Here is a 23,234-nt window from a genome sequence, read left to right as displayed (position 1 = left end):
GACAACGATTGTCCTCTCCAGATGTTAGCTTTTATTCAACCCACTACAGTTGACAAAGAGCCGGAATGTTTTATTCAAAGAACTTCAATGACCATCAGCTTCCTCACTTTAAGAAAAAGCGAACAAGACCAGATTCTGTTTATCAGAAAACTAGTTTTGTCCGCTTTTTATATTCGAGATTAGTCTCTTGATCCAATCTCTATGACTTATACTCTTCGAAAATCAAATTCAAACCGCGTCAACGTCGCCTTGCCGTATATTTTTGTTACTGACTTCGTCAGTTCTATCCACAACCTCAAAACAGTGTTTTGAGCAACCTGCGGCTAGTTTCCTAGTTTGCTCTTTGATTTTCATTGAGTATTAGATGCTTTTACATCATCTTATTCGTCGTCTTTTTTCTTTCCCATAGCAAACATACCAAGAAGTGCACCTACAACACCAACGGCTGCAAGGCCGGCATTTTCTTTAGTACCTGTCTCTGGGAGCTTGTATGGATGACTTGCAGGTGCTTGGTAGGTCTTATCTTGTGACATAGCAAGAGCTACAAGAGACTGCTCATCTGTGTATGCTGGAGTTTCACGTGTAGTTGGAGCTGAACCATTCACACTTCCAGTAAATTCTGGAACTTCGTGAGTAGTTCCTTCTGATCCATTTACGTGACCAGTGAACTCTGGGACTTCATGGACAGCCGCTTCAACACCATTCACACCACCAGTATATTCTGGGACTTCGTGGACAGCTGCTTCTGCTCCATTGACGCCACCTGCGAATTCTGGGACTTCTACTACTGGTGCTGGAATCTTGTCTGCTTCTACCGTAGCTTCAGTATACTCTGGTACTTCATGGATAGCTGCTTCGACACCATTTACGCCGCCTGTGAATTCTGGAACTTCTACTACTGGTGCTGCTTCATCACCTGCTGTGCCAATAGCTTCAGTGTATTCTGGAACTTCATGAACAGCTGCTTCAACACCATTTACGCCACCAGTAAATTCTGGGACTTCTACTACTGGTGCTGCTTCATCACCCTTGCTTGTAGTTAAAGCTGGTTTCTCTGGTTCTTCTGGAAGCTCTTGGTGGAAGGTCGTCATTTCGTAAAACTCAGGTTTGCCACCTTCCCAAACAACTTTGACATCTAACAATGGCGCTTTTTCTCTCACTGCAAATGTTTGGAAGCTTGAGGTAATTGCTCCTAGATCTGTCCAAGCATCTTTTTTATCTTCTTTAAGAGTACGAGCAAGCACACGCGCTTTCACTCCTTGTGGAAGACTTGAAACAAGGCGAATATGGTTTGCGTCTGTTGGTTCTGACAAGTGGTAGACAAGCTCACCTTGTTCTTTCTCAGCCTTGTAGCTTGTCAATACTTTACCATCCACGAGGTTAGTGTAAAGGTTGCCTTGGCTTTCACCACTGTTTCCTTCTACAGTTGGGTCATTGATTGGTTTCACGAATTCGCCATCATTGATCACCAACTCAGTGAATCCTACAAAACGAGCATCATAGTCTGCTGTAAATAGAACACGGAGATAGTTAGCTTTAACTGGGCTTGAAAGTTCACCCTCGATATAGCGATTTCCTGGCATCTTAGAATCATGTGTCCAGCCATCTGTCAAGGAGTCATCACGTGTTTCATTAGCAAGGCCGTCACCAACTGTCACAACATCCGTCCAAGTCTTGCCATCTTGACTGACTTGAATCTTACCATCACGGAGATAGTTTTGAGTGCCGTCTTGGATGTAAGCTCTAATCTTCTTAATATCACGTTCGCTACCAAGTTTCAAGGTAATATGACCGTCTTTACGAGCATAGTCTGAGAACTCTACAAAGTTATTGTAGACACCGTCAAACAACTGATCCAAGTTCTTGATCTTACGAACGTCGTTTCTACCGTATGTTTGGTGGATTCCCATTGATGTAGAATCAAGTGTGGTTGGCTGAACTTCTTTTGTCTGAACAAGTAGAGAAGTTGCTGTCACTGCTTGTTCTTGGTCAGTCTTATTAACCAAACGAACATAACGTACCAAGGACTTATCTGTCACTTGATCAGCTGGATACCATTCTTGAGCATTTGGAGAGTATTCCAAATTGAGAGATGGATTTTCTGTACCAAGTGCTTGAATGCTTTCAGCTTGGTGAAGACGATCAAGTTTCATACCCAAGTAGCTATTAGCTGGAAGCTTAGTTCCGCTTGGAATTTGAAGGTCATAACGGCCTAGGCTGTCATAAACTGGAGTTGACTTCAAGCTCTCAACGTTTGTATCAGTCAATTCGCTATTGCCTGCACGTGTTTCAACTGAGAAGTCAGCGATACGCCACCATAGGTTGATGTTCTTAGTATTGCGAACACGAACGTAGCGAGCTGAAATTGGAGTTTCGATTTCTTTTGTTTGTTCACCAGTCAAGCGATCCAACTCTTGCCATGAGCTACCATCTGCAGAATATTCAAGAACACCTTCTGCCAATTTATCTCCTGATCCTTGAACCAAACGAACCTTGGTCACAGGTTTAACTTCACCCAAGTCAAGTTGTACCCAACCATTTACTGGAGTTGTGTCTGTTCTATCAGCATTTGCAAGCATGGCTTCAGTATTATCACGTCCATCTGTAATTTGCCCAACCGTTGTGTTGTACTTGTACATAAGATTTGGACTGATAGTCACAGTAGCTGACTGTTTAGCACGAGTAACTTCTACAGGGCGGTTCACAGCAATTTCTCGTACAGCAAACCAAGTGTTTCCACGATCTGAAGTCGCAATCATACGAACAGCTTTGGCGTTGATGTTGAGGTTTTCAAATTTAAGCAGTGGTTCATTACCAGTGTAGCTTGGTTCTGAAAGGGTTACCCACTCATCATTTTCATTGAGGTATTCAACCTTAGCGTTGTTGAAGGTATCACGAGGATTTGCTTGAGTTCCCATTGCAAAGGTCAAGTTTTGAACTGGAACAGCTTTGTTAAATTTCAAGCCAATGTAGTCACCAGTTTGAATGCTGTTTGGTGATTTGATCAAAGCATGTGTTCCCAAATCTCCGTCAGTCACTTCAGCAAGTCCACCTTCGACACCAGTACGGTTCGTGATAAAGGTACTAAGGACTTGGTCAGGATGCAAGGCTTTTTGAACTTCTGTTGCGAGGATTTCACGAAGTCCAAGCAAGAATGGACGGATATGTTGAACACCCAACTCAGCTCTCTCATCATGATCTACATAATGGAAAGTATAAGTTTGTGATTGTTCATAAAGTTTTAATCCCTTATAGTAGCTATCCCAAAGTTTTGCAGAATCGTTCTTTTCGATAGCTTCTGTACCATCAAGAAGAGCACTCAAGGCATCCATTTGGTCGATGGTATTATCCAACCAGTAGTGGATTTGAGCACGCATCTTTTCATCACCAGATGCTTTATAAAGTTGAGCTGCTGCTTTTAGTTTAGCAAATTCTGCACGCAATCCTTCACGCTCTGCACCGACATCTTGACCAGCTTTTAGCTTAGTCATAAAGGCATCTAATTTCGGTGCAAGTTCAACAGACTCTTCCAATTTCACAACACGACCATCCATGTTTTGGTTGATCATATGTTTACCAAGCTCACGGAAGGCAAGAGATGCTTCGCTATCTGTAAACTTACCGTTCTCAACAAAGTTGAAGGCGATGTCATTTACTTTCTTAGCTTCTTCTTCTGATTTCCATTGTTTCCATGCATATTGGGCTGCAGAGAAGAGGGCAATCTTCGATGGCTCAGATTGTTGCATTGGGTTCAACATGATACCTGAAAGGAGACTAGGGTCAACATTCGGATGAAGGAATTTCTCACCACCACCCAAGATCAAGTGTTGTTTAGAGTTATCTGTAACAGGCCAGTTTACCCATAGAGAAACTGGTCGGTAGGTCTTACCTCCTGCAGTCAGGTTATTCTTAAGGTTAGAGAGGAAGCTTTCAGATACTTCACCCCAAATCTTACCACCAGTAAGGGTCATAGAAGTTGAAGTTGGAAGGTTTTCATTTAGAGATTTCAACTCATCTTCACGTCCATTACCCCAATACTGACCTGGAACAAAGATCATTTCCTTACGAAGACCAACATAAGTTGCTTGTTTTTCAGTCAACCAGTCTGTCATGTCCTTCATCAAGCGGTTGTAGCTATTGTAGCCACCAACTGGACTTGGAGCGTCATCAGCTAGGATACCGAACTCACGAACACCGACATCCATCAATTGAGTGAATTTAGCTTTAATAGTTTCAAGGTCTTTTTGGTAGTCAGCATCGTTGCCAAAACGGATACGGTTGTTCATGAATGGGTGGATGGTCCACACATAACGAGTCTTGTTTTGATTTCCGACACGCGCTAATTCACGGATTTCAGCTAATTTTTCTTCTGGATAAAGTTCACGCCATTTCTTGTTGTGGTATGGATCATCTTTTGGTGCAAAGAAGTATTGCGTCAACTTCAAGTCACCACCATAGCGCATCAATTCAGCACGATCAGCATTGCTCCAAGGGTTACCATAGTATCCTTCGATAAAGCCACGGTTCTTAATTTCAGCAAAATCTTCAACTGTCACATTACGCAAGACTGGAGCTTCACTTTCATTAAGCATGTGTTTGAGAGTTGTCAAACCGTAGAAGACAGCATCTGTATCCTTTCCGACGATAGAGATTGTATTGTTCTTGATAGACAAGGCATAGGCATCAATCTTATCAAAGAGTCCTTGAGAAATGCCAGACACTTCTTTTTCAGCCTGTGAATTTTGACCATGAACACCAAGGTAGATGTTGGTAGCACCTGCCACTGCTGTTTGACTGCTTGTGTAAGAGATTTGATGATCTTGTAGGACACTCTTCAAGCGGTTACGAGTATAGATATCTAATTGATCGCCCATGACAAGATTGACTTGTTTATGGAGTTTCGTAACACCTTCATCATAAGTTACTTTTTGTGGTGTTGGGAAGACCTTGTACTCTTTCTTGAGATAATCCTGACTTTGAGCTGCTGCGGCAACTGCTTCGTCACTTGTAGGTTTCGTAGCTACAAAGCTATCAGCAAGTTCAGTTGTACCATCGCCCATTTCCTCAACTTTAGGTTTTTCTGGAGTTTCAGGTTTTTCTGGTGTCACAGGTTTCTCTGGACTAACTGGCTCTTCCACCTTGTTAGAAGAAACTGGTTTCAGAAGTTGAATTTCTGCAGCACTACCAAATCCTGCAGCACCAGCTAGAACTTTAAATTCTACCTTATCGGTTTCAATGGCATCAAAGTTAACTGTTTTCTCTTTGGCATTATTTTCCCAAGTTCCTAAAGCAACTTTAACCATTTGACCATCTTTCTGAGCATAGATTTCATAAGATGTCACAACACCGTTGCCTCCACCTGGACGTGGAAGATAAGTCAAACCATTAACTGTTTCAGCTGCTTTCAAGTTCATTGCCACTGTAAATGGAGCCTGATGACCAGACCATTTTGAATGCCAGAAGGTATTTGGATCATTGTCAAAGGCTTTTTCGACTGGACCTTCTGCATTGGTTCCTGGCAATTCCTGACTTGTTGCAGAAACTGTAAAATGATCATTTGGAATCAAACGTGGGTTTACAAATGCTTCATTTGACAACTCAGCACTATGCAAGATTCCTTTGAAGCCACCGACTGTTTCAAGTGGTAAGACTAAGCTATTATGAGCCAAACGTGGATTAGCTGGATTCGCAATCCGTTCAACCTTTTCACCGTCCACATAAACTTCAGTCACTTGAGGTTTGGTTACAACAGAAATTTGATAACGTTTGTTCTTTTCAAGTTTCTTGTTAAATTGAATATGGAATTGTTCAAAAGTATAGGCAAGATAGCCATCTTTGTCCGCAAGATAGAGTTGATTGTTTCCACTTGTTGAGAAGGTTTGCTCGCCATCACCAGTCACTGTCACATCCAATTTCAAGACATGACTTGGTCCAGCATCACCAACTAGGCCTTCGATAGTGCTATCTTTTTCGAAGTTCAAACCTGCTTCAGTCTTCTGTACTTTCTTAGCAAGATAATCTTTGACAGTCTCAGGATTAATCTTGAACAAGTCTTCTTCAGCTACGGTCTTATCTGGGTTAGATTGTGGTGCATAGACACTTGCTGGTTGAACACGTTCTGCATAGGTCTTGGCTGCACGGTCTGAACCCCAAGTGCGTTCTGCAGTTGATTGCATACTCTTGAAGAAGCGTTTAAAGATATCGTAAGAAGTGAGTCCAGTTTCATGGAGGTCAATATTATCATTCCATACTGCATGACCACCACCAAGGATATTTGGATTAGAGGCTTCTAGACGTGGTCCTCCACCTGTTGAGAAATCATTTGGTGTCCAGCGATTGTATTGAGTTTCATAGTTTGCATAATCTCCATAGCCACCTTGACTATTGCTTCCACTTGGAACACTATAGGTTGGAATATCTGTGATATTGATAATTTTTGCACCTTGAGCAATGGCCGCTGCTGGTCGTTGCCAACCAATACTCCAGATATCAACTTCTACATCTTTCCAATCAACAGGTGTAGTTCCTTGTTTAGCACTGAGGGAACCCCAAATACGCGGTGTTAGGCCTTTGCCTTTGATGTACTGGATCATATCATTGACATAGCGACGATAGCTTTCGCGACTACCGTAGTACTCATCAGTTCCGATATGAACTGTTGAGACACCATGAAGTGGTGCATCCTCTCCATCCAACAATTTATCATAGACTGATTTAACAAAAGCAAGCGTTTCTTCGTACTTGTTATCCAAGTCCAACATGGCAACTCGTTCAACATTGTGCTTACCTCTATAGTCGCTAAGACTGCCTTTATACATAAGGTCAGGTCTAACCTTAACAAATGAAAGAGCGTGACCTGGCGTGTCAATTTCAGGAACAAGGTTGATATGCAAGGCTTTTGCCAACTTGATAATTTCTTGCATTTCTTCCTTAGTGTAATGCTCGTCAGATGTTAATTTTTCACCATTTTCACCAACAACATCAGTCTCTACACGGAAGCCTGTCTTAGCTTTTTTGAGGACATAGTCTAGTTCTTCATCTTGAGAAAGATTTTTACCAGCCAAGTGATCTTTTAAGAAGATATAGTTATCATTCAAGTGCAACTGAAGATCGTTCATCTTGTAGTAAGCCATGTTGAGCATGATGTCTACAAGCGTATCATAAGGAATAAACTTACGACCTGTGTCTAGCATAAAGCCACGGTGGCTAAAGCTTGGGAAGTCACGGATTTCTCCGTTTTGCAAATCATTTTCGCCCATTTGTAGAAGAGTACGAGTTGCGTAAAAGGCTCCTGCGTTGGTTGCAGCTTCTACAGTAATAACACCATCTTTTACAGTGATACCATAGCCTTCTTTACCATAACCCTTATCTTCAACCTTTTTAAATTCAATCCGTTTTTGAGCTGTTTGATCACCTGTAGCGATTTCTAGCCCACGACTTTCAAGGTCAGTCTGATAGAATTTAGCTTCTTGACCAAATCCAGAATCGCCAACTGAAATCACAGTATCAGCTGTAATAGAAGTTTTTCCTTCAGTTCCATACCATTGTTGAACTGCTGGAGCAACTGCTGGTTTAGTGCCAACGCCTTCGTCTGCATGTAAGCCTTTAATAAGGACTTCAAATTCTTTTGTGAAGGTATGAGTATCCTTGACTTGTTGGACCATGACCTTAACAGTTTGATCTGTTAAGGGTTTATAGATTTTGTTATTTAGGTCAACAACACCCTGTTTGTTGCTACCAATCAAGCTGACTTGACCTGGTAATTTAGGCAAGATAAGAGATTTTCCATCTTCAGCAACAGCTAATTCTGTCACTTGGCGAATATCTGTTGGTTTGCTAGCGTCTGGAATGTTTGAGTAGGCACGAATTTCTTGAATCCCAACATTTTTCCAATTCATTGTACCAGCTTGATAGTCTGTAATTTCAAGTTTAAGGTATTTGGCTTGGATAGCTTCTTTCAAGTCAATTTTTTCATCAAGAAGAGGATTCCCTGTTCTTTGATAAGCCAACTTCCATTCTTTAACTCCTGAACCATTCACATCATCCTGGCCGGCGTAATAGAGGTTCCATGACTTGATATTAGGATCATTTTGTTCACCACGAACGCGGCGGTCCCAATCAATCTCAACATGCTTAATCACTGTTGTCTTTTCAAGAGTAAATTCGATTGTTGGTTTCTCAACGTTTTGGTCAGTAGCCCAACGAGTATCAGGTTTTCCGTCAATCGCCTTTTCTGCTGTGTATTGTGTGTTGGCTTCATGGTTTGATGCTGTAGCAGAAGCTTTTTCTAAATGATTGACATCTGGTGTATCTACTACATCTTTAGTCGCAGGACTTGCAGCTGGTTTCGCTTCAGAAGCTGCTTCCTCTTTTGGATTTGTAGCTGGTTTTGAAGCTACTTCTTCCTTAGGAGCAGGAGTTTCAGTTGGTTTTGGAGTAGTTGTTTCAGCTGCAGTTGCCCCAGTTTCTGACCCTGCAGGTTGTTCATCTACAGTTCCAGCACTTGCTTCTGCTTTTTCAATAGCTGCTGCTATATCTGCTGGCAGTTTATCCAGAGGCTGAGCCTGTGTTACCGTACCTTCTGTCTCTGCAGGTCCTTCTGTTTCAGCAGCTTGAACCATACCAGTTCCAAAGATACTGGCACCAATCATAACAGAAGCTGCGCCGATTGTAAATTTACGTATACTGTAATGACACCGTTTCTCAAAAAAATGTTTTCCCATTTTTTCCTATTTCCTTTCATACGCTCACAAGGAGTAAGCGCTATCATTCCCCTTTAGAAAAAGAGAGGACCTAGAGGGTCCTCTCTGGGTTTTCTTTTTCTCCACTACAGTGATTGTGGAGTTTTAAGCTCTCTTTTATTGAAAACTTTTTATTTTTTAATCTTCTTTTCTCTTTGCAAGAAATAGAGCAGACATTGCTAGACTGAGGCTGGCAAGGAAGAAGAGATGATCTGACTTGCTAGTACCAGTTTCTGGAAGTTTATCCTTCGCTTCTTGTTTAGCTGCTACTTCCTTCATTTCTGGTTTAGCAGTATCATCTGATTTCTGATCGAGTTTTTGTACTGCTGCATCCTGTGGTTTATGATCCAGTTTCTCTGTTGATGGAGTCTGTACTTGACTTCCAGGTTCCTCAGTTAATGGAGTTTGTGGTTTATGACCTGGTTCTCCTACTGATGGCGTTTGTGGTTTAGAAACTTGTTTATAAACTACTGCAAAATGTCCTAGCTGACTAGTTGTAAACTCAACTGTACCTTGACCATTTGTAAAGCTTACTGCCTCACCTGATGCAGTGTAGTATACTCCAGCTACTTCACTAGAAACTGGAAGTCGAACAAGCACTACACCCTTCGCTTGAACCTCATGCTTATCTTTATCAACTAAATGAAGAGCATAAGCATCAAATTTCACACCTTGTAGACTTTGGTCTGTTACTTTTTGAACTTTAAGATTAAGATCTGTAGCCAAATCTCTTGCTAGTCCTGCAACTACAACTCCTGTAGTCTTATCTGACAAGACACGAACACCTTCAGTTGGTTTTTCTACAGTAGGTGCGGCTTGATCACCTGCTGTTCCAATCGCACCTGTATACTCTGGTACTTCATGGACAGCGGCTTCAGCTCCATTTACACCTCCAGTAAATTCTGGTACTTCGTGGATAGCTACTTCATTTCCTGCGGTTCCCTCAACTTCATTGTATTCTGGAACTTCATGAACAGCGGCTTCAGCTGCATTCACACCTCCAGTAAACTCTGGTACTTCATGGATTGCGGCTTCAACACCATTTACACCACCTGTGAATTCTGGAAGGTCAACAACTGGCGCAGCTTCGTCACCCTTGCTTGAAGTTGGAGCTTCAGGTTTAGGTTCTGGAGTTGGTTCTGGATCTGGAGTTGGAGTAGGTGTTTGGTCTTTCAATTGGTCGAGATAATTTGCAAAGAATTCAAGCATTCTATTTGTTAAGAGATGATTATCTGTTGCAAATTTCATGCTGGCAACAACACTTGCTACTTCCTCTTGATTACTTTTATCAGTCAATTTTTGAGCTTTTGCCAAGGCTGCTTCATAGGCTGTAGTGTCAAGACCAGTTTCAGCAACCTGTGGACGAGCGAAGATCAATTCTGCAGCTGATTGATATTGGTTTTCTGTATCACCGTAGGTTCTTGTTCCAGTTAGAACAATCTTTTTAGCCTTGATAGTCTTACCAAAGTCAATATCTTTTGGTTTATTATTGTTAGCCCAATTGGTTGCATTGAAGGTATGTTCCTTACCTGTTTCATCAGTAACCACAAGAGTGACATCTCTCAAGTTACCATTTGATCCTGAACCACGTGGAACGTAACGGAAGCCAGTAATTTCAGTTGGTTCCTTCAAGACCATAGTTGCAGGTTTACCAACATCTCCTCCGCTCCATGATGTATGCCATAGGCTAGAAACGTTGCCATCAAAGGCATTTTCAAGACCTTCACCAGCCTGAGCAGGAGCTGTAAGACTTGCAAAGTCATCTGCTACAAGAGCTGTTTTCTTCATCACTAAAGCGTCTTTAAGAGCATTGACCTTAGCAATTTCAGACTTAGCTTCTTCTACACTGATATCATCATCTGCTTGACTGAGGTTGAAGACAGCTTCTTTCAAAGCATCCATTGTTTCTTTAGTGTAGTTAGTCATCGCAACAGTTGGAAGATAGTTCTTGACAGCATTTTCTGTCATCATCTTACCAGTCAAGACAATTTCTTCGATTTGAAGTCTGTCCATGATGAAGTCATTGTAGCCACGGAAGTTAGCATTACCACCTGAGTCTCCGCGAGTGTTGCTTGCATTGCCTGTAGAGTAGATACCTACCCATGTATCGCCAGTTTCCGCACCTGTTACTAGGAAGGTTGCACGTTTCGCTTTCTTAGAATCTGTCCAAGTATTTGGCAATTCATGCATTTCCAAATTACTTGCTTGTCCAGATTGGAATTCTCCCTTACCGACTACAAAGGCGTAAGTATTGTCAGATCCAGCTTCATAGTCAAATGTAATACGGTAGGTCTTGCCTGCTTCAAAGCGGAAGTTTTGTGGAATTGTTTGGTAAACCAAGTTACGACGACTTACAAGTCCATTTGTCTTGAGTGACCAATTTCCTTCGATAACGTCATCAACTTTCTTGCCATTCCAATCACGTTGTGTGTATGGTCCATGTTTTTCAGACAAGTGAGTACGGTTGTCTTCAACGCCTTCGATACCACCGATGACAAATGGGAAGATACCTTGTCCGACATTTTCAAAGTCTTGTTTGAAGACGCCTGTTGCAGTATCGTGACCGTCACCGTACATATTTGATTCATTTTCAAAGGTACGAATTTCATCGAAGTAAGTTGCTTCATCGCCTGCTTCACGACTCAAGGTCAAGGTTACGTTTGATACATCTGAACCTGTTGTGAAGAATGCATACATGTTTTGGAAGTAACTTGTGTTATCAACTGTTGCATTGCTTCGACGAGTATTGTGAGCATAGGCTTTTACATAGTTAAGTGCTAGTGACTTGTTAGTGTAGTTGGTTACTTCTTTTTCACCAGTATTAACAGTAATACTTGCTTTAGCATTACTACGGTTGTCGACACCGACATACACTGCGTATTTCGTATTTGGTTTCAAGCCAGTCAATTTTTGAGTAAGACTAACTTTTTCTTTATTACCTTGGATGCGGAGCATTTGGTTTGCACCTTGAGACTTCACGATTTCAGCCTTAGAAGCATCTCCCGAAATCTTCCAATGATCCAAAGATTCACTGTTAAATCCTTGGTCATAGATGTGCATTCCTTCACTCCATGACATTTCTGGATTTGTTTGTTTAGAACGATAGAGAACATATGGCTGATTTGCAGTGAGGTCAAGGGTAATCTTACCGTCTTTCACGGCAACTTCTTTTTCCTCAGTCTTACCTTGGTCAGTTAGTTTATAAAGGTAAACCTTACCATTTGCCCAGTCGCTAGGAAGTGTCCAAGTTGTTTCACCTGCTTCAGTATTGAAGTAGTACATTTTTTCCTTGTCACTCTCAAGCTTATTACCATTTGCATCCCAGTTCCAAGGAGTCAAGTAAGCTGAACCGTCTTGGATGACACGTCCGTTGAGCGTTACTGTACGTTCACGGTATTGTGGACTGTTGACATCATTAGATTTACGAGTTACCACAACTTTGTTATTTGCAGCATCGACCAACTCGACTTTCATTTCTGGAGTCCATTTATAGGTACTACCATTATCAGACATGGTTACTGGTTTGCCATCTTCCCATTTGCTGACTGTGAAGTGTTGGAAGTACTTAGTCATAACGTCATGAGCAAACAAGTTTGTTACATAACCGTTATAATCACTACGTCCTTGCCATCCTTCAAAGTCCTTCATGCTATAACCGCCTAGAAGTGGGTAGTCAGCTGCACCACCATAACTTCTGTAGTCACCAACCCAAGAATCTTTTTGGTGGTTACGGATAAAGCGAGTGATGGCACTGTTAATACCTTTATTTGTATAGCCACCGTATGTCAAGTCAGCTGCCCAGTGTTGGAAGGTAGAATCATATTCACCACCATGGCCCCACTCAATAGCAAAGCGCCAACCTTGTTTGTTAATTTCTTTCGCAATAACGTGAGTTGCCCAGGCACCGTTGTCACCTGATTGACCGTTACCCCATACGTCGACGTAGATGAAGTCTAGACCTTCACCCAACTCTTTCTTCAACTCTTCCCAACGAGCTAGACGCCCATGAGCGAGGTCATAACCAGCATCAATGTTGATACCTTGGTCAAGCCAGTTCCAACCGTAGCTATAGCTACCATCTGCATTTTTACGAAGAATATCTTCATTAAAGTATTTAGACTCTGGATAAGTTTCTGAAGCGTTGACGTGGATACCGAGGTGGGCACCATATTTCTTAGCTTTCTCAATAAGAGTCTTAAAGTCTTCAACACCACCGATACGTTTACCGATGTCCGCATAGTTCAAGTGTCCAGAGTCATGTCCTTCACTTCCGTATCCCTTAAGCAGTACACCTTGGCCAAGACCATCGGTATGGAGGTTGATCTTCTTGATACCATCCAAGGTCATGAGGAATGGGTTTTGCGCTTGTGAACCAAAGTTCATAGCGATACGGTAAGCAGTAATGTCTTTAACTTTTTCCCAACCTTGAGGGTTGTTCATGATGCTACGGTAAGCAATCGCACCATCTTGCCAGTCAACCTTATGGTCAGCATTGGCATCTTCAGTGATGACAACTTTTGCACTTGGAAGTTCTTGAGTGTATGCTGGGAAGACAACTCCATTGTGCGCTTTTTCCCATTGCCATTCAGAGCTATGAATTTCCACGTAGTTAGCATTGCCAATCGTATTCTTATAAGCTGTCAAACGTGTCCAGTCGTAAGAACCACCACCGTAGCTATTTTGTGAGTTACTCCATACACCTGCTGCAAGTTTGTCTGTTGAAACAAATCCGTACATGTAGCCTTTGGCTAATTCTTTCATTGGATTTGTTACTTCGATATGGTCATCACCACTGACGTGAGTATTGTTTGACATGGTTGCCCCATCAAACTTAGCTCCCGCTTGGTCGCTTGAAACAGATACCAAGGCATTTCCTAGGAAGCTGATTGAAGAAAGTAATTTACGTTCGTCATCAATCTTTTGTCCTGGTGTAACTTGGTTATGGTTGACAATCTTAGTCACATCAAAGTGAAGTTGGTTGTCCACCACTTGCAAACGAACTGTCATATCTGCATTGATGAGGTTTTCCTCATCACGGAGTTTCATTTCATACTCGGCAGTCGTTGCATTGACCTTCTTATAGGTAACTTCAGGAGTCACAGCGTGTTTATTAATCACAACTTGATTAATCGGTTGCACTTGACCTGGAAGCTTGTTGCCATTGAGGACGTACTCTTTAATACGTGGGAAGGCTTGGTCGATGACTGCTTTCAATACTGTAGATTCGATAGTGTCGTATTTGACATTGCTATCATCTACTGTGTCGCCCTTTTCTTTTTCAGCGGCTTCTTGATCGTTTTTCACACCTTCTTGATCATCAGTTTTGACATTGACAATGGTACGTTCGCTGCTGTTATAGGTTCCAGCTTTAAGAACGATTTTCTTCTCATCTTTGAGTTTGTCATTAACTGCAGATGGCAAAGTCACTGTGTCAAAGAGTTTGACATCATTGTTAGTTGCATTGAGCTGTCCATCTGATTTGAGGCTGATGGTCAAGTGGTTTTCAGAACCATTTACTGGAGCTGCAACACGTCCACCTTGGTACCAAAGTCCACTTCCATTTGACTTGTATTCCCAGAACCATCCACCTTGGTCGTACCCTACAAAAACGTTGTTATCAGTGTCTTTAAATTTCATGAAGACACCAAAGCGAGATTTACCTGTTTCAGATTCTTCTTTAAAGGTCAAATCAACTGTGGCATTTCCATTAGCATCGACTGTCAAACCATCTTTTTCAAACAAGGCTGGTTTCTTACCATTGTCATTTTGAGCAGTTGAAGCTAATTGGTTGTAACGAACTCCGTTTTCTTCACGGATTGTTACTGTTCCCTGTTGGTCTTTATTTTCAACTGTTTTCCATTCTGGAGAAACTTCTTTTGATTCAGCTGGTTTATTCTCAGCTGGCTTGTTTTCAGCAGGTTTATTTTCTGCTGGTGTTTCTTCTTTTGGCTTATCTTCCTTAGGTTTATCCTCTTTTGGTTTTTCTTCCTTATCCTCAACTTGTTTATCGAGAGCATCTAGACCAGCTGGTTTCGTTGTTTCAATACCCTTGATGTAGTTTTGAATCCACTCCAGCTGAGCAGGTGAGAAGAGAATACCTCCACTACGTTTACCAGATACACCATTTTGGTGAATACCAATCAATTTCCCATTTTCATCGAAAATACCGCCACCACTAGCACCTGGTTCACTTCCTTGATAGCTAATGCCACGAACACCTTCTCCGTGATTATTAATATCCTCAACAGTTGTATTCAAAATTGGATCAAGCTCTCCTTTTGGATATCCAAATACATGGACCTTATCTCCTACCTTAGTTGTCGCAGGCTTATCAGTCACTTCAACAGGAGCATTTGCGAGAGGTGTACGAAGTTTCACGATTGCCAGGTCATTTTTATACCCTTTGAGGAATCCTTCACGATCCCAGTGTTTCACATCATTTTTACTAAATTTGACGTCTGGTGCTCCTTGATAAGAAATTGTGTAAACATCTTCATCACTTTCAACATTATCAGCTACCTTACGATTATTGCCATCTGGAACATCTTTGATAAAGTTATGAGAAACAGACAAAACGAGATTTTCCCCGATAACGATACCACTACCGAGTCCAGCAGGGCTTTTAATTTCGACAGTCGCACCGTAGTTTAATTCTCCATTTTTTGTTTTAGCAACATCTTCTGGGACTAAACTTTTATCTTCTTTTTCTAGTTCTTCTTTTGAGGCAGTGCGGCCATTTTCTTCAGCCTTATCAAGTTTTCCACGTAGTTCTTCAGGAAGAGTATCTGAAGTTGCTGAGCTTGTTGCAGTTTCTTTTTCTTTGGCCAGCAATTCTTCTTCAGTCTTTGGTCCTTCAGTTACTTCAGGAGAGCCTTGATCTTCACCTGGCTTTGGTGCTTCAAAGTCATGCCCATCATCCTCTTTAGCATTGGCAAGAGCTGCCGCCAAATCAGCTGGCATATTCGCTGTTGAACCTGTTTGTGCAGAATCTGCGAGAACAGTGCTAGTTCCAAAGAAAGCTGCACCAATCATAACAGAAGCAACCCCTAATGAAAATTTCCGAATACTATATTTGCAACGTTTTTCAAATAATCCTTTATCCATCGGTTTTTTTGTTCCTTTCAGTTTACCAGGTAAGCGTTTGCATTTTATTTTAAAAAAATATCCTCCTCAATTTTTAAACACTTCTGGATAAACATATAATTTTTTCTATACCAAATTAATATATCAAAAACAGTTTAAAAAATCAATACTTTAACAGGTAAAACTAGTAAAAGTAAAATCCGATTATTAGGCAAGTCTGAAACGATTTTCAGATAGCCTTATTTCTAAAGAAATCGCTATAAAAAGGAAACTTCATCGTAAAAGTTAGACCATTTTTGACTAACTTTTCAATAAAGTTTCCATGCATTTTTATACTATTTTTACGTTTTTTATTGTTGTAAAACCTTTCGTGGCTTCGTTCCTTCTGCTGGACCAATAACCCCAGCCATCTCTAATTCTTCCATCAAGCGAGTTGCTCGGTTAAAACCAACTGATAATCTACGTTGAATCATGGATGCGCTCGCTTTTTGAGTTTCAATGACCAGAGCCTTAGCTTCTTCAAATAGTGGATCTCCACCTTCATCTCCTGTGCCAGACTCACCTTCTGTCTCAGAAACCTCTCCGGGATCAAAGCTTTCATCATAATCAGCATCTGCTTGAGCCTTGATAAAACTAACAATACGCTCAACATCATCATCAGAGATAAAGGAGCCTTGCAGACGAACAGGGTGGTTTTCATCGATTGGTTTAAAGAGCATGTCCCCTCGACCAAGCAATTTCTCAGCACCATTTTCATCTAAGATAGTTCGCGAATCCGTTCCAGAAGATACAGCAAAGGCTACACGTGACGGTACATTGGCCTTAATCAGACCAGAAATAACATCCACCGAAGGACGCTGAGTCGCAAGGATCATATGGATACCAGCCGCACGCGCCTTCTGTCCTAGACGGATAATGGCATCTTCTACTTCCTTGCTAGCTACCATCATGAGGTCAGCTAACTCATCGACAATCACAACAATCAAAGGAAGAGGTACTTGTTTGTACTCAGATTGAGCGTTGAATTCCTCCACCTTGGCATTGAAACCAGCAATATTACGAACCCCAATTTTGGCAAAGAGTTCATAACGGTTTTCCATCTCATCTACGACTTTTTGAAGGGCCTTGCTGGCCTTACGAGGATTCGTCACGACCGGAATCAAGAGGTGAGGAATATCATTATAGACTGACAACTCAACCATCTTCGGATCCACCATCATAAACTTGACTTGGTCTGGACGTGCCTTCATGAGAATACTTGCAATGATACCATTGACTGCAACAGATTTACCAGAACCTGTCGAACCAGCTACTAGCAAGTGAGGCATTTTAGCCAAATCAAAACTACGTGCAGTTCCGTTAACGGCTTTTCCAAGAGGAATTTCTAGCAGATTTTCAGGTTTAGTTTGGGACTGTTCCCAGAGTTCTCGGAAAGATACGGTCGCAATTTCAGAGTTAGGTACTTCAATCCCGACCAAGGATTTCCCTGGAATTGGAGCTTCGATACGGACATCTTTCGCAGCCAAGGCCAGAGCCAAGTCATCTGCTAGATTGGAAATGCGATTAACACGAACACCAACTGCTGGCTTGACTTCGTACTTGGTAACTGATGGACCGATTTCAGCACGTTCAACCGTTACCTTGATACCGAAACTCGCAAAGGTTTCTTCCAAAATTTTGATATTTTCTCGTACGATTTTCTTTTCTTTTGACTGATCTTTTGGCTTATCGGGTGCGAAGAGTTGCAAGCTGGGGAGTTTGTACTCTAAAGCTTTTTTAGCAGAAAAATCTACCTCAACATCCTCATCATCTAAGAACTCAGCTTCCTCTGGAATATCAACTTCGCTAGGAAGATCATAGTCTGCTTGAGGGAGAATAATTTCAGGTTCTATCCATTCTTCCTCAGGAAGAGGTGGTAAATCATCAAAATGAACAGGGGGCGCTTCTAAAATCTCGCCAGTTTCCATATCAACAGGAGGTATGTCCAACAAGGCTTGCTCCTCTTGTTCTTTCTCAAGTCTTTCCTGCTCTTCTATCTCCTTACGCGCTTTTTCTTCTTCCCGTTTGATGAAGCGTTCTTGTTTCTTCAGCTCGCGTCGCTCCATCCAAAGCGAAAAACGTGCTCCAAGAAAATCAGCAACGTCGTAGACAGACCAGGGACTAACTAGAAGAGCACCGATCAAGATTAAGATGGCTCCGATAAAGTAAGTACCAATATTTGAAAAAAGAAAGGCGACTGGAATATAAAGGGCAACACCTAGCAGCCCTCCCCCAGCAAAGCTAGTCACACGAAAACCTGTCAAATCTGTCAAAACTTGGGCTAAAGTTCCCTTAAAGACAGACTGCTCTAAGCCATATTTCCATACAAGATAAGCTTCAAAAATCAGCAATAAGCCTGAAAAAATGCAAAGAAAACCTGAGATCAGACCTTCTTGCTTCCGAATCCATTTGAAGAAAAAAAGATAGACTAGGACGACAAAAATGACCAGATAGGCCAGACTTCCTACTAATAGACGAATGAGATTATAAAGGGTGAGTCCCACTGCTCCTAATTTCAGGGCAGCGAACATTAAGCAAAAAGCTATGACTAAGGAAATTAACATCCGTTGGATAGCTTGCTTTCTTTCTAATTCAACTTTTGACGGTCTCCGTCTTGTTTTACTTGTATTTTTGTTTGCCATGCTTCTATTATACCATATTTCAGAAACATCTAGAGAAATCAAAAAAATGACTGCATCTACTAGACACAATCATCTTTCGTTGATATTTCTGAATTTTCTATTCTATGTGATTTTTCAACAACCTTGTCTCACTACTTCTTCAAAAATCTAATTGCTGATTTTCTTGCCTTCTCAATCTTTTCAATTTCCAACTTCTCTACAGCAGATGTAGGAATCCATTTTTTCCCAAATAAAACTTGAGCTGCTTCTATCATCAGAGCACAAGCCCGAAAGTCCTTTTCTTCTGCAATAGCTTCACCAAACAAATCCTTTGTTTTCTCTATCAAGACTTCTTTTTCAACTTGATGAAAAGATAATTGCATCAAACTACTGGCAGACCAGGCACGACAAAGTGCATCTTTGTCAGTCAAGAGATGTTGTCCTAAGATTTCTATCTCACTTGTTGAACCAATCCAACCAAGGGCAATGATTAGCTTTCTACGATTTGAAACTTCAGAATTAGGCAAAAGAGAGAGCATAACTGGAAGTAGTTGCTTGCAAGAAGACGCATAAAAATCTCTATGTCTTGTTTTGGAGAGGATCTTCGCTAGAAGATATACAATCAAAACGCGTTGACCCTCTGCTTTCTCTTGATCGAGAATTTCCAACAGATAGTCTATTCCCCCCTGCCCATGCTGGTCAAAACTCGCTTCAAAATTCAGGTCAGTTTCTTCCTCCCAATCTTTGCAAATGAGCTCAAAATGAAAGGCAAGTTCTGGGCTCCTACCTAAATCAGCTATAAAATGAATTCGTTTAGAATCAGGAAAATTCTCCTCCACCAAGCTGGCATAGGTCTCTTGTAACTCTTCTTTTGTAAGATTTTGGTGAGGGATATTTTCTTTCACAAATTTGTCGATCTCTTCTTTTCTAGAATCACTCATGACACTTTTCTCCTCTAAGGTATTTGTAGAACTTTAGCATTCTATCATTTGGATGAAGAAAAATTCTCTAATATCTACTTCTATTATATCACTTTAAAGATAGGTCTCCCTAACTTCATTATCAAAAAAATGACTGCCCACTTTCGTGTTCAGTCATTTGAATGTGTTTGTGATTATTTATCTAATGGTTTACGAAGGTAACCGTAAACTACACCACTAACAAGTGCTCCTACCAAGACAAAGACAAGGTAAAGAAGGGCATTTGTTGTAAGAGCGATAACGAAGATTCCTCCGTGAGGTGCCATCAGTTTGATTCCTGCAAGACCAACCAGTCCACCTGCTACTGCTGAACCAAGGATAAAGCTTGGGATAGCACGAGCTGGGTCAGCTGCACCAAACGGAATCGCACCTTCAGTGATGAATGACAATCCCATAACAATGTTAGTCAAACCAGAGTTGCGTTCTTCCTTGGTGAATTTATCTTTGAAGAGAAGAGTTGCGACAAAGATTGCAAGTGGTGGAACCATTCCTCCAGCCATAACTGCTGCCATAGCTACTGAACCACCTGTTGACACTGTTGCTGCAAGAGTACCAGTACCAAAGACATAAGCTGCTTTATTGACAGGTCCACCCATATCGACAGCCATCATTCCTCCAAGAACGACTCCTAGAAGAACAGCCGAACCACCTTCAAGACCACCAAGGAAGTTGTTCATACCGGTGTTGATAGCAGCCATAGGGATGTTCACAGCCAGCATAACAAATCCTGTCAAGATTGTTCCAAAAAGTGGCAAGAGAAGGATTGATTTAGCACCTTCAAGTGAGCGAGGAACCTTCACGTATTTCTTAACCAAGAGTACCAAGGCACCAGCGATAAATCCACCAACAAGGGCTCCTAGGAAACCTGATGATACACCTGCAAGAGCTGAAGTTGCTTCACCACCTTGAGCGTAAGGGATTTTACCAAAGGCAAAACCTTCTTTGGCAATAGCTCCAGCTACGAAACCTGCTACCAAACCTGGTTTTTCAGCGATTGAGTAAGCAACATATCCTGCAAATACTGGAAGCATCAAACCAAAGGCCGCACCACCAATTTTCATGAACATAGAAGCGAGTTCATGGTAAGATCCAAGATTTCCGAGGCTATCGTTTGGCACACCCATAGCACCATCAATCAAGAAGGCAAGGGCAATCATGATACCACCACCAATAACGAATGGCAACATTTGTGATACACCACTCATCAAGTGTTTGTAGAAGGCACCACCGAGACTTTGTTTTTCATTAGATGCTGTTGAAGCTTGCGCTCCATTAGCAGCACGATATACTTCAGCATTACCAGAAAGAGCCAAGTTAATCAACTCTTCTGTCTTACGAATACCATCTGCAACTGGACGATTTACCAATGGTTTGCCATCGAAACGATCCATTTCAACTGCTTTATCTGCAGCGATGATAACAGCTTTGGCATTGCGGATATCTTCTGCTGTCAATTTGTTGCCAACACCGCTAGCACCATTGGTTTCAACCTTGATACCGACACCCATTTCCGCGGCCACTTTTTGAAGAGCTTCTTGTGCCATGTATGTGTGGGCAATTCCTGTTGTACAAGCAGTTACAGCAACGATAAAGTCACCAGATTCATTCGCAGGAGCTTGTACTGGTTCTTGAGCTTTTTCTGAAGCTTGGTTAAAGAGGTCAATAACTTGATCAGCTGATGTTACTTGACGAAGTTTGTCAGCAAAGCCGTCTTTCATCAAATATTGTGACAATTCTGCCAAGGCGGCCAAGTGAGTATCATTGGCACCTTCTGGAGCAGCAATCATAAAGAAGAGGTCAGTTGGTTGTCCATCTAAACTTTCGTAGTCAACACCCTTGTTTGATTTAGCAAAGAGAACAGTTGCTTCTTTGACAGCAGCATTTTTGCTGTGTGGCATTGCAATACCATCACCCAAACCTGTAGAAGTCAAAGCTTCACGCGCTAAGATTCCTTCTTTAAAAGTTTCAAAATCTGTCACGTATTCGTGTTCAACCAAGCTATGAATCATTTCTTCGATAGCTGCTGTTTTTTCAGTTGCTTGCAAATCAAGCAACATCACATCTTTTCTCAATAAATCCTGAATTTTCATCTTTTTTCTACCTCAACTTTTTCATAAGTCTCTTTAATAAATGCTGCAGTTGCTAAATCATCTGAGAAGGTGGTTGCTGTTCCACATGCCACTCCCCACTTGAAGGCTTCTACTGCGTCTTTTGATTTGACAAACTCACCCGTAAATCCAGCAACCATAGAGTCACCAGCACCAACTGAGTTTTTCACTGTTCCCTTGATCGGTTTAGCAAAGTATGCTCCATCTGATGTTACCAAAAGGGCACCATCACCAGCCATAGAAATAATCACGTTTTGAGCACCTTTAGTCAGCAACTCTCGAGCGTATTTCTCTATTTCATCAAGGCTTTCAAGCTTAACTCCAAAGATAGCTCCCAGTTCATGATTATTTGGTTTGACCAAAAGTGGTTGATAATCCAAACTATCAATCAAGGTTTGACCTTCAAAGTCACAGACTACTTGAGCGCCTGTCTGACGAGTCAAGGCAATCAAATCCTTATAAATGACATTGCCTAAGTTTTTTGCACTCGAACCCGCAAAGACAACTGTATCTTCTGCTGTTAAACTTGAAAGAATAGCTTTTAACTCTTCAAGTTGTTCAGCTTCAACAGTAGGACCAGTCCCATTGATTTCTGTTTCTTGATCTGCTTTTATCTTGACGTTGATACGCGTATCTTCTGCCACTTGGACAAATCGTGTTTCAATTTGCTCTTCAGCCAAAGTATCAGTGATAAATTTACCTGTAAAGCCACCGATGAAGCCTGTCGCTGTATTTGGAATATCCAAGCGTTTCAAGACACGGCTAACATTGATTCCCTTACCACCAGCAAACTTATCATCACTGTCCATACGATTGACACTACCAACTTCCACTTTATCCAGACGGACAATGTAGTCAATAGATGGATTTAGTGTGACTGTATAAATCATACTTCGATAACCTCCGTTTTCTCTTTGATAGCTGACAAGAGTTCGTGACCCTTGCTTGTAATGACAATAGCTCGTTTTATAGGGGCGACCTTAGCGAAACAAGACTGACCAACCTTAGACGAATCCGCCAAGACATAGGTTTGTTTGGCATTTTCTAGAATAGCACGCTTAACAGCTCCCTCCTCCATATCTGGAGTTGTATAATAACCTTCATCCACACCGTTCATTCCGATAAAGGCACGATCAAAGTGAAGTTGGTTAATCTGATTAAGCGCGACACCACCGATGCTGGCATCAGTTGTCATTTTAACCCCACCGCCAATAATAACTGTCGGGATTTGCTTATCCACTAATTGAACCGCATGGTGAATGGAGTTAGTCACAACAGTAATGTCTTTTCGCTCCAATTCCTTAATGAGAAAGGCTGTTGTACTTCCTGCATCCACAAAGATAACATCTTTTTCTTTGATGAGGGAAGCTGCCTTTTGCGCAATCAATTTTTTCTCTTGAAGGTTTTTGACAGATTTTTCTTGAATGGTTTCTTCTTCTTGCAAGGAGTGAGGCAACTCTGCTCCTCCATGAACTCGGCGAAGTTTATTTTCAGACTCCAATTCATCTAAATCACGTCTAACTGTTGATTCTGAAGTATCTAGCAAGCCTACTAATTTCTCTAAAGTTACGACTTTATGTTTACTCAGCTCCTCTAAAATCAACTTTTTTCTCTCAGTTTTTAGCACTTACTCACCTCCTGTTAACGATTACAATAATCATT

At 41.5% G+C, this 23,234-nt stretch carries 8 protein-coding genes; 1 reads left to right on the top strand and 7 read right to left on the bottom strand.

The window, feature by feature from the left end; all coding sequences use genetic code 11:
- A partial coding sequence (locus tag ADH81_RS11390; protein WP_204374225.1) for a hypothetical protein occupies positions 1-183 on the top strand: 183 nt, incomplete at its 5' end.
- Positions 184-380: 197 nt separating this feature from the next.
- Here the strand turns inward: ADH81_RS11390 and ADH81_RS04760 are convergent.
- The 7 genes from ADH81_RS04760 to ADH81_RS04730 all read right to left on the bottom strand — a co-directional run bounded on the left by ADH81_RS04760 (position 381) and on the right by ADH81_RS04730 (position 23,199).
- A complete protein-coding gene (locus tag ADH81_RS04760; RefSeq protein ID WP_049526872.1) occupies positions 381-8,723 on the bottom strand; it encodes an SIALI-17 repeat-containing surface protein in 8,343 nt (2,780 codons plus the stop codon).
- Between the two features lie 156 nt (positions 8,724-8,879).
- Entirely contained in the window at positions 8,880-15,845 is a 6,966-nt protein-coding gene (locus ADH81_RS04755) for a SpGH101 family endo-alpha-N-acetylgalactosaminidase (protein ID WP_080979277.1), read from the bottom strand.
- A gap of 329 nt (positions 15,846-16,174) precedes the next feature.
- On the bottom strand, positions 16,175-18,505 hold the full coding sequence (locus ADH81_RS04750; RefSeq protein WP_080979276.1) for a DNA translocase FtsK: 2,331 nt from the start codon (positions 18,503-18,505) through the stop codon (positions 16,175-16,177).
- Between the two features lie 131 nt (positions 18,506-18,636).
- On the bottom strand, positions 18,637-19,425 hold the full coding sequence (locus tag ADH81_RS04745; protein ID WP_049526870.1) for a HEAT repeat domain-containing protein: 789 nt from the start codon (positions 19,423-19,425) through the stop codon (positions 18,637-18,639).
- A gap of 173 nt (positions 19,426-19,598) precedes the next feature.
- A complete protein-coding gene (locus ADH81_RS04740; RefSeq protein ID WP_049526868.1) occupies positions 19,599-21,554 on the bottom strand; it encodes a PTS fructose transporter subunit IIABC in 1,956 nt (651 codons plus the stop codon).
- Positions 21,551-22,462: a 1-phosphofructokinase gene (gene pfkB, locus ADH81_RS04735; RefSeq protein WP_049526866.1), complete on the bottom strand. Its 912-nt coding sequence runs from the start codon at positions 22,460-22,462 to the stop codon at positions 21,551-21,553. Before pfkB ends, ADH81_RS04740 begins: the two co-directional genes overlap by 4 nt.
- Positions 22,459-23,199, bottom strand: a complete 741-nt coding sequence (locus ADH81_RS04730) for a DeoR/GlpR family DNA-binding transcription regulator (RefSeq protein WP_049526865.1) — start codon at positions 23,197-23,199, stop codon at positions 22,459-22,461. Before ADH81_RS04730 ends, pfkB begins: the two co-directional genes overlap by 4 nt.
- Positions 23,200-23,234: the final 35 nt, after the last annotated feature.

It is taken from the genome of Streptococcus pseudopneumoniae, from assembly GCF_001072925.1.
GTDB lineage: Bacteria > Bacillota > Bacilli > Lactobacillales > Streptococcaceae > Streptococcus > Streptococcus pseudopneumoniae_Q.
The sequence above is the reverse complement of the archived record's forward strand: the minus strand, read 5'-3'. Positions and strand labels throughout refer to the sequence as shown.

What these genes read in the sequence shown, in the direction of transcription:
- ADH81_RS04745 (WP_049526870.1), bottom strand. Translation starts at nt 19,425, where the DNA reads ATGAGTGATTCTAGAAAAGAAGAGATCGACAAATTTGTGAAAGAAAAT.
- pfkB (WP_049526866.1), bottom strand. Translation starts at nt 22,462, where the DNA reads ATGATTTATACAGTCACACTAAATCCATCTATTGACTACATTGTCCGT.
- ADH81_RS04740 (WP_049526868.1), bottom strand. Translation starts at nt 21,554, where the DNA reads ATGAAAATTCAGGATTTATTGAGAAAAGATGTGATGTTGCTTGATTTG.
- ADH81_RS04755 (WP_080979277.1), bottom strand. Translation starts at nt 15,845, where the DNA reads ATGGATAAAGGATTATTTGAAAAACGTTGCAAATATAGTATTCGGAAA.
- ADH81_RS04760 (WP_049526872.1), bottom strand. Translation starts at nt 8,723, where the DNA reads ATGGGAAAACATTTTTTTGAGAAACGGTGTCATTACAGTATACGTAAA.
- ADH81_RS04750 (WP_080979276.1), bottom strand. Translation starts at nt 18,505, where the DNA reads ATGGCAAACAAAAATACAAGTAAAACAAGACGGAGACCGTCAAAAGTT.